Below are 213 nucleotides of genomic sequence, written 5' to 3' on the forward strand. Positions count from 1 at the left end.
GAGCGCGTGGTCGATCCCCTCGTAGGTGCCGACGATCACGTCGGCGTTCGGGTCGAAGCGGTTGCCGTCGTCGTTCACCCGCGAGGAGCCGACGCGGATGGAGACGTCGAGTACGTCGCCGTAGCGGTCCTCGAAGTCCTCGTGCTTCTGGTTGGCGAGGGCGACGAGCGGGACCAAGAAGAGCAGCTTCCCGTTCCCCTTCAGCGCGCGGTC

1 protein-coding gene is annotated in these 213 nt (G+C 67.1%); it reads right to left on the minus strand.

Features of this window, described 5'->3' with window-relative positions; all coding sequences use genetic code 11:
* Positions 1–213 (minus strand): DEAD/DEAH box helicase (locus tag EXE45_RS19340; RefSeq protein ID WP_342765833.1); only part of this gene is annotated, 213 nt, incomplete at both ends.

Source organism: Halorubrum sp. SP9 (assembly GCF_005435015.1).
GTDB lineage: Archaea > Halobacteriota > Halobacteria > Halobacteriales > Haloferacaceae > Halorubrum > Halorubrum sodomense.